The 7,127-nt window shown below is 65.4% G+C and carries 8 protein-coding genes; 1 reads left to right on the top strand and 7 read right to left on the bottom strand.

The window, feature by feature from the left end:
• Positions 1 to 68 precede the first annotated feature (68 nt).
• The 3 genes from AUR66_RS12345 to AUR66_RS12335 are packed head-to-tail and all read right to left on the bottom strand — an operon-like array spanning position 69 to position 2,881.
• Positions 69 to 557 (bottom strand): DUF7109 family protein, encoded by a 489-nt coding sequence (locus tag AUR66_RS12345; RefSeq protein WP_058572664.1) that lies wholly within the window; start codon positions 555 to 557, stop codon positions 69 to 71.
• Complete coding sequence (locus AUR66_RS12340) at positions 554 to 1,660, bottom strand: hypothetical protein (RefSeq protein WP_058572663.1); 1,107 nt, start codon at positions 1,658 to 1,660, stop codon at positions 554 to 556. The genes AUR66_RS12345 and AUR66_RS12340 overlap by 4 nt, the downstream gene beginning before the upstream one ends.
• Positions 1,661 to 1,720: 60 nt before the next feature.
• Complete coding sequence (locus AUR66_RS12335; protein WP_058572662.1) at positions 1,721 to 2,881, bottom strand: MFS transporter; 1,161 nt, start codon at positions 2,879 to 2,881, stop codon at positions 1,721 to 1,723.
• Between the two features lie 135 nt (positions 2,882 to 3,016).
• Here AUR66_RS12335 and AUR66_RS22045 point away from each other — a divergent pair, with 135 nt between their 5' ends.
• Entirely contained in the window at positions 3,017 to 3,187 is a 171-nt protein-coding gene (locus tag AUR66_RS22045) for an HVO_0758 family zinc finger protein (RefSeq protein ID WP_197409769.1), read from the top strand.
• An 84-nt stretch (positions 3,188 to 3,271) separates the two neighbouring features.
• Here the strand turns inward: AUR66_RS22045 and AUR66_RS12330 are convergent, their stop codons facing one another.
• The 4 genes from AUR66_RS12330 to AUR66_RS12315 all read right to left on the bottom strand — a co-directional run bounded on the left by AUR66_RS12330 (position 3,272) and on the right by AUR66_RS12315 (position 7,037).
• A complete protein-coding gene (locus AUR66_RS12330) occupies positions 3,272 to 4,363 on the bottom strand; it encodes an aldo/keto reductase (protein ID WP_058572661.1) in 1,092 nt (363 codons plus the stop codon).
• A 75-nt stretch (positions 4,364 to 4,438) separates the two neighbouring features.
• Positions 4,439 to 5,623, bottom strand: a complete 1,185-nt coding sequence (locus AUR66_RS12325) for a DHH family phosphoesterase (RefSeq protein ID WP_058572660.1) — start codon at positions 5,621 to 5,623, stop codon at positions 4,439 to 4,441.
• Positions 5,624 to 5,724: 101 nt separating this feature from the next.
• Positions 5,725 to 6,621 (bottom strand): SDR family oxidoreductase, encoded by an 897-nt coding sequence (locus tag AUR66_RS12320; RefSeq protein ID WP_058572659.1) that lies wholly within the window; start codon positions 6,619 to 6,621, stop codon positions 5,725 to 5,727.
• Positions 6,618 to 7,037: a DUF5791 family protein gene (locus tag AUR66_RS12315; RefSeq protein WP_058572666.1), complete on the bottom strand. Its 420-nt coding sequence runs from the start codon at positions 7,035 to 7,037 to the stop codon at positions 6,618 to 6,620. The genes AUR66_RS12320 and AUR66_RS12315 overlap by 4 nt, the downstream gene beginning before the upstream one ends.
• Between the last annotated feature and the right edge of the window lie 90 nt (positions 7,038 to 7,127).

Below are 7,127 nucleotides of genomic sequence, written 5' to 3'. Positions count from 1 at the left end.
TGTCACCGGTTCGTGTCGGGTGACGCCCGCGAGGTCCATCGTCACGATTCGTAAAGTGATGACACGACTTAGGCCTGCCCCTCTTCGGCCAATGCTGCGTCCAGTCTGTCCCTGATGTCGGCCACGTCGGCGTCTGCCCACGCTTCGAGGTCGTACGTCACGTCGAGGAGGTGAGAAATCTCGTCGGTGTCGCCCGAATCGACCGCCTCGGCCGCCGCCGTCCGGAGACGCGATTCGACCTGTTCGACGAGTTGGTTTCGGGGCACGTCGCGGACGGAGACGTCGAGAATGTGCGGCAAGTCCTCCGCTCGCGGCGGGAGCGTGGGAAACGCCATCGGGCCGACGGTGAGGAGTTCGTCCGCTTCGTCGGGAGTCTCGTAGGCGACGAGATAGTACGCGTCGATAGCGTCCGAGATGACGTCCGCGAGTGCGTCGGCGTCTGTCTCGTGGCCCTGTTTGAACGCGAGTTCGTCGAGTGCGTGTTCGAGTTCGTCGCGGGTGAGTGCGCCGAAGAGGTCGACGATTCCGGCCACGTCGTCGTAGGTGGACTCACTCATCGACGGTCACCTCCCCGAACTGCGTCGATATCGGCACGCGCCGCGGCCAGCACGTCCGCAGGCGAGAGTGGTGCATCGTTCCACGCCGGAAGTCGCGTGTCGTCTCCCGGTTCGACCACGGCCTGCGCGTACGTTTCGACCTGTTCACGCTCGCCGGTCCGGTCGTAGTCGAAGTCGTTGAACGCCGCGTCGGCGGCGTACTGTTCGACGAACTGAAAGCCAGTGTCGCGGTAGCGCCCGGCGAGTGTCTCGAAGTCGGGTGCGGCGCCGTGTTCGACGACGGTCTGGAGGAGCGTTCTGCCGACTGACTCACTCATGTCCGAGAGCCCCGTCGGGCCACTGACCGCCCGGTGGTCGTGTTCGTACGCGCCGAGGTCCACCTGTGCGCTGCGCTCGAACCCAGCGTGTGCGAAGGCGTCGCCGAGGGTCCCGACCTCCAGTCCCCAATCTCGGGGCGAACGCATCTGCAACGCGAGGTCACCGGTCATGGCGAACTCGCCGGCGAGCGCGTATCGGAACGATTCGAGGTAGTGGACGATTGGTGCGTCCGTCTCGTCGGCGAGGGTTCGGACGAGTGGCGCGTAGAAGAGCCTGAAGAGTCGGCCGTACAGGTTGCCGTCTTCGACGCGGGCGTAGTAGCCCTTCGAAAAGTCGTGGCCGTGGGCGAGCGGAAAGAGGAGTCGCGAGACGTACCGCTCGTCGTAGGTCTTGGTGTCCGCGTCGTGGACGACGACGTAGTCTTCGTCGGCGGCGACCCCGAGTGCAAGCCATACGTCGCGGCCCTTGCCCCGTGTTCCCTCGAGACCGCTCTCTTCGAGTAAGTCAGCGACACGGGGGCCGTCGCACCACAACACGTCGAGCGGGAGGTCGAAGTCGGCTAACCAGTCGACGAAGGGGACGACACGGTCGGCGGGGGCGCGAAGTGGGACGACGACGCGGGCGGGCGAGAGCGACTCCAGCGTCGAGAGGACGCGCTCTGCGGCGAGGCCGGCGTACTCTCGTTCGGTCATGGGGACGACCACGGCCGCACGGTCCGTGGGTGCGTCGGGGACCGTCCCCGAGAGGTCGTGGAGCGTCGTGACCCGCTCTTGTACGTACTCCATCAGTACGGTGGTTGGACTGGGTGAGCAAAAGTGCGGCGAGAAGAGAGGGGTGTCCGGGACTCAGTTTGGTAACCGACCGGCACGCTGGAAGACGACGAGTCCGGTGACGACGGCGCTCAGACCGAGCGCGAATCCGACGAACACTTGGTCGAACGTGTAGCCCACGTCGGTCAAATATCCGACTGCGCCCGACCCACTGGCCTGGAAAATCATCATCCCGAACGAGTACACCGAGTACGCGCTGCCGCGACTCTCGTCGGGGAGGGTATCGAGCAAGTAGGCGTCGAGCGCCGGAAACAGACTGTGGATGACGTACCCCACGATGGCCGTGACGACGAGCAACGCGAGGAGTCCGGTCGTCTGCGTGAGGACGAACACCGAGACGACGAAGGCGACGAGGACGCCGAGGATGTAGGGGACGCGCGGGAGTCTGTCGGCGAGGCGGCCAGAGAAGAAGAACGCCGGCACGCCCGCGCCGAAGACGACGGTGAGCATGTTCCGCGCCGTCGCCGCGGGGAGGCCTTTCGTCACCATGTAGAGTTCGTAGAAGTTGAAGAGGCCCTGCCAGACGAATCCCGTGAACCCGAGGATGACGACGCCGGTGAGGATGATGCGCCACTCCTTACGGACGGCCCCGAGGAGGTCACGGTCCGCCGCGCCCGCGTCGGGGAGGTCTGTCGACCGCGACGTGAAAAAGAGCGCAAGCGTGACCACGGCGGCGGCGATGCCGACACAGACGAAGACGAGTTGCCACGACGCGGAGACGAACCCAAGTCGGGGGGTCACGGAGGGGCCGACGGCGAGAACGAGCGTGACGAAGGGAGCGACGCCGACGGCCGCGAGTTGGCTCGCAGTGCCGTGGATACCCATCGCGCGGCCGACGCGTTCGGGGTAGAGTTCGCTCACTAACGGGTTGGCGGCGACGAAGTACGCACCCGAGGCGAGACCCATCGAGGCGGCACCGACCATCAGCATCTCGATGGACTCTGCGCTCGCGGTCAGTATCGAGGCGGCGACGAGGATGACGCCGGTTCCGAGGACGACGTGGTGACGGGGAACCCGCGTCAGAAGCCACCCCGTCGGGACGCGAAGGCTGGCGCTGCCAAGCCACACGAGTGTCGCGACGAGTCCGACCGTCGCGCGGTTGACGTCGAAGAAGGTGATGAACTCGCCGAGGAGGGGCGCGAAGACGACACGGGCGAGATTGACGAGTAGCACCATCCCGCAGAGGGTTCCAAAGAGGCGGCCACGTGACACGCTCGAAAGCGCGCACCCCGTAGTGACAACACTTTCGAACCGAGAGACGGTTGCCGGGTCGCCGGCGGGTTTTTATGTTCGTTACACAAACGACCGTTTATGAAGACAACGCGGAAGGGCCTTCGAGACGGCGAATTGGACAAAGATACGTACGGTCGACTGACGTGTTCGACGTGCGGCGAGTCACTCAAGAAGAAGAACGACCCCGACGAAGTGTTCGCGCTTCGAATCTGCCCAGATTGCGGAACCGAGTGGAAAGAACTCAGATAACCCTGTCGGCCGCTCCCGCGAACCACCCGATTCGACGGCAAACTGACACCGGTCGACGAACGCCCTCCCAGTCGGCGACCGACCTCACTCGAAGACGGAATCGAACGCCCGCGCTCCGAGTGGGTCGAACGTGCCGGCAGCGACGTTCTCTGCGACGTGTTCTGGCGACGACGCACCGACTAACGCGGCAGTGACACCCGGTGCACTCCGAGAGAAGTTGAGCGCACGCTGAGCGGACGTCTCTCCGGAGAGGACGTCGTCGACCACCTCAGGAATCTGCGCGGCGAGGTCACCCTGTGCGAGACTCGCGCTGGTGAAGACGTGCAAGCCGTGTTCGTGAGCGTACCACAGCGCACTCGTCGTCTCGCCGTCGGCCGTCTCGTGGGCGTCGACAGAGAACGCGTCGGCCATCACGACGTTGAACGGCAGTTGAATCGCGTCGAGTGACGACTCCTCGTTTCCAACCGTCTCGGCCGCGCGTTCGGCCCGGCGGACGACTTCCGGGAGCGAGAGGTACGCCTCGTCGTCGGGCGCGACGCGGAACGCTTCCCACGTGGCGACGCCGTATCGTCCGATATCGTCCGCGGCGACTCGCCGTTCGAGCACTTCGAAGGCCGCTTCGATGCGGTCGTAGACTGTCTCGCGGTCGGCGATAGCCAACTGCGTCTCGGGGTTGTGGAGGTAGTAGAGATCGATGTGGTCGAGGCCAGTCAGGTCGAGCGAGCGGTCGACCATCTCGTCGACGAACGTCGGCGCGATGGTGTGACTGCCGTGGGCGAGTTCGTCTGCCTCCGCGAGTCCCGCGTCGAGGACCGTCTCGCGGACGTACTGCCCAGGGTTCTCGGGGCGCGACCGGTCGAAGGGGACGAACCCTGCTTTCGAGGCGACGACGACGGCCTCTCGGTCGATATCCGCCTCGCGGAGTGCGTCGCCGACGACGCGTTCCGACCGACCGTGGCGGTAGTTCGACGCCGTGTCGACGAGGTTGATGCCGCTCTCCAGTGCGAAGACGAGCGACTCGCGGTATCTGTCGTCTACCTCGTCGCTCGGGTCACCGAGATACGTCCCGATGCCGATACTCGAAACGACGCCGGGTCCGAATCGGCGGAAGAAGGTCCGGCCGAAACTGTCGCCGAAGCGGTCACGGTAGGCCCACGTTCCCCGTCCAGTAGCCATATCTGGGGCTAAGACACCCGGCGGTTAAGGGCCACCGGTCGCGCGGTGGGGAACTCGAATCCAGAAGCGAACTGCTCAGATGTCGCCTTGAAGCGCCTCGAAGACGCGTTCGACGAGTTCGTCGCGGACGATACCACCGCCGTTCCCGCCGTCGGTGACGGTTTCGGGGCGGAGAATCTGTCCGCCGCCCATACGAGCGTGTCCGCCCGCGCTCGACCCGCGGTAGTCCGTCAGTGCCGCTTCCAGCGTTCGGCCCATGTGGACTCTGTCGTCGCGAGAGCGACCCGAGAGGTAGACGTTGCCGTCGCGTTCGCCGCAGACGACGGCGGCGGTGACGCCTTCGAGTTGGATGAGTTCGTCCGCCGCCTGCGGAATCGCATCGACGTTCGAGAGCGTCCCGATGTCGGCGACGGCGAACGGGCCGCGCACGTCGCGTCCGGCGATTGCGCGGGCCTTGGCTTCGAGCACCTCGCGGGAGACTTCGGGGTTCGCGATGCGGTCTAAGTGGTCTTCGTTCACGCCGGGGAACAGATACCCTGCGGCGTCGAAGTCCGCCGACGAACACCCGGCGGTCAGGTGCTTGGTGTCGGTGAGGATGCCGTAGACGAGACCCGTCGCGACCTGTGAGGGGACGGTGTACGTCGAGTTTACCTCGCTCGCGTGCATGTCCGGCGGCACCGGGTTCGCCCCGAGGTCACGGAAGTACTCCGCGATGATGCTCGAACAGGCACCGTAGTCGGTTCGCACGTCCGTGAACGCCTCGCCTGTGCCGTCGCCCGGGTGGTGGTCGACGACTGCGTACGGGAGGACGCCCTCTGCCCCCGCAAAGCCACGTGGGGTGTTGTGGTCCACGAGGATGACCGCCTCGGCGGCGAGGTCACTCACGTGGTCGATAGCGTCTAAATCGAGGTCCAAAACGGTCCGAAACGCCCGGTTTTCCTGATGTCGAATCTGGCCAGCGAACTGAATCGTCGGTTTCGTGCCGACCTGTTCGGCGAGACACGCGACCCCGATTGCGGTGGCCATCGCGTCGGGGTCCGGGTTCGGGTGCATGAGGATAGCCACTTCCTCGACGTCTTCGAGAGCCTCGGCGAAGCGCGCGCCCATCGGGCGCTTGAACCGAATCGCCGCGTAGAGGGCGAGTGCAACCGTTCCGAGGCCGACGACGATAGCCGCCGCTAGCTCCGGGTGTGTGCTGACGAACGACCCCACCGACTCGAACACCTCTCCCGAGTCGAACTGTCCCACCGAGCCGACCATACACAAGAAGTCCAAGGGGAATGGTATGAATATTCCCCCTAATCGGTCGTTCTCAATTGACAGAACATCCGACCCCTCAACCTATCTGGTCGGGGAAACGCTCAGGAGCGATTCGCCCGAAAGGCGTCGATTGCCGCCCGATAGCCCGACTGATACGTCGGGTGAGTGAACTCATAGCCGAGTTCGTGGAGGTAGTCGTTCGAACACCGCTTGCTCGTGAGGATGCGACGCCGGGCCGCCTCCGAGAGGTCACCCGCATCGAGTCGGTCCTGTTTCGTCCGCTTTTCTGGACGCGGGACGCCACACTCGTCGGCCAACCAATCGGCGAACTCGTGTTTCGAGACGGGTTCGTCGTCGACGACGAGGACCGTGTCGTCGCGTGCACGGTCGGTTTCGAGGAGGTACGCGACGGCACCAGCGGCGTCGTCACGGTGGACCATGTTGAGATACCCCTCCGTGACTGGGCCGTCGAGATATCGTTCGAGGCGGTAGCGGTCAGGACCGTAGAGACCCGCGAATCGCGCGACAGTTCCGTCGAGTCCCTGCTCGGCGGCGTGCTCGCGTGCGACACGTTCCGCTTCGGCCAAGACGCGCGTCTTGTCTGTCGTCGGGTCGAGCGGTGTCGACTCGTCGACGAAGGCGCCGTCGTGGTCGCCGTAGACGCCCGTGCTCGACGTGTAGACGACTCGCTCCGGCGGGTCGTCGCGTGCGGCGAAGTGGTCGATAGCGGTCCGTAGACCGTCGACGAAGACAGTGCGCGCGGCGTCGGCCCCCCGGCCACCGGAACTCGCTGCGAAGACGACGTGGTCGACGTCGGGAATCGCGGCGAGACGCTCCGCGTCCGTCACGTCGGCACGCACCGCTTCAGCACCCGTGTCGGCGACGGCGTCGAGGCCCGCGTCAGAGCGTCGAACGCCCCACACGTCGTGCCCGTCGGCGACGAGTTGCCGGGCGAGTTCGAGGCCGACGTATCCGCATCCGAGGATGGCGACCCTCATCGCTCGTTTCGGACGGCGATGGCGTGGTGGATGGCCGCGAGTTCGGAGAGCGTCGCCGCAGTTCGGCCCTCGATGGCCTGTTGAATCTCTTGGCCCGAAAGGTCGAGTTCGACTTCGGCGGCGAGTGTGTCTACGTCGAGGATGCCGGTGGTCATGCCCATGAGGAGGTGGTCGCGGAACTCCCACGCGATGGCGTCGGCGTCCGGGTTGCCGTCGGTGAGTGCGAGAATCGAGGCGGCCTGTTCGAGCGTCAACTCCAACACGCCGTTCGAGAGGATATCTTCGGAGACATCGGCAACGTCCGCGGCGGCGTCTACGCCAGCGGCATCGACTGCGGCACGGACTTCGTCCTCGTAGGCGGCCCGAAGTTCGTCGGGCGACACGGTGCCGGGGCGCGCGACGGCGTCGTACAACATATACCGAGGATTGGGTAGTCGGGCGGCAAAACGGTTGTCACTCGACACGAGTTCGCCCGCAACGACAGTGCGTGTCGTCGTCGGTTCCGA

Source organism: Haloferax profundi, from assembly GCF_001469865.1.
Taxonomy (GTDB): Archaea; Halobacteriota; Halobacteria; order Halobacteriales; family Haloferacaceae; genus Haloferax; species Haloferax profundi.
This window is presented reverse-complemented; position numbering and strand designations above follow the sequence as displayed.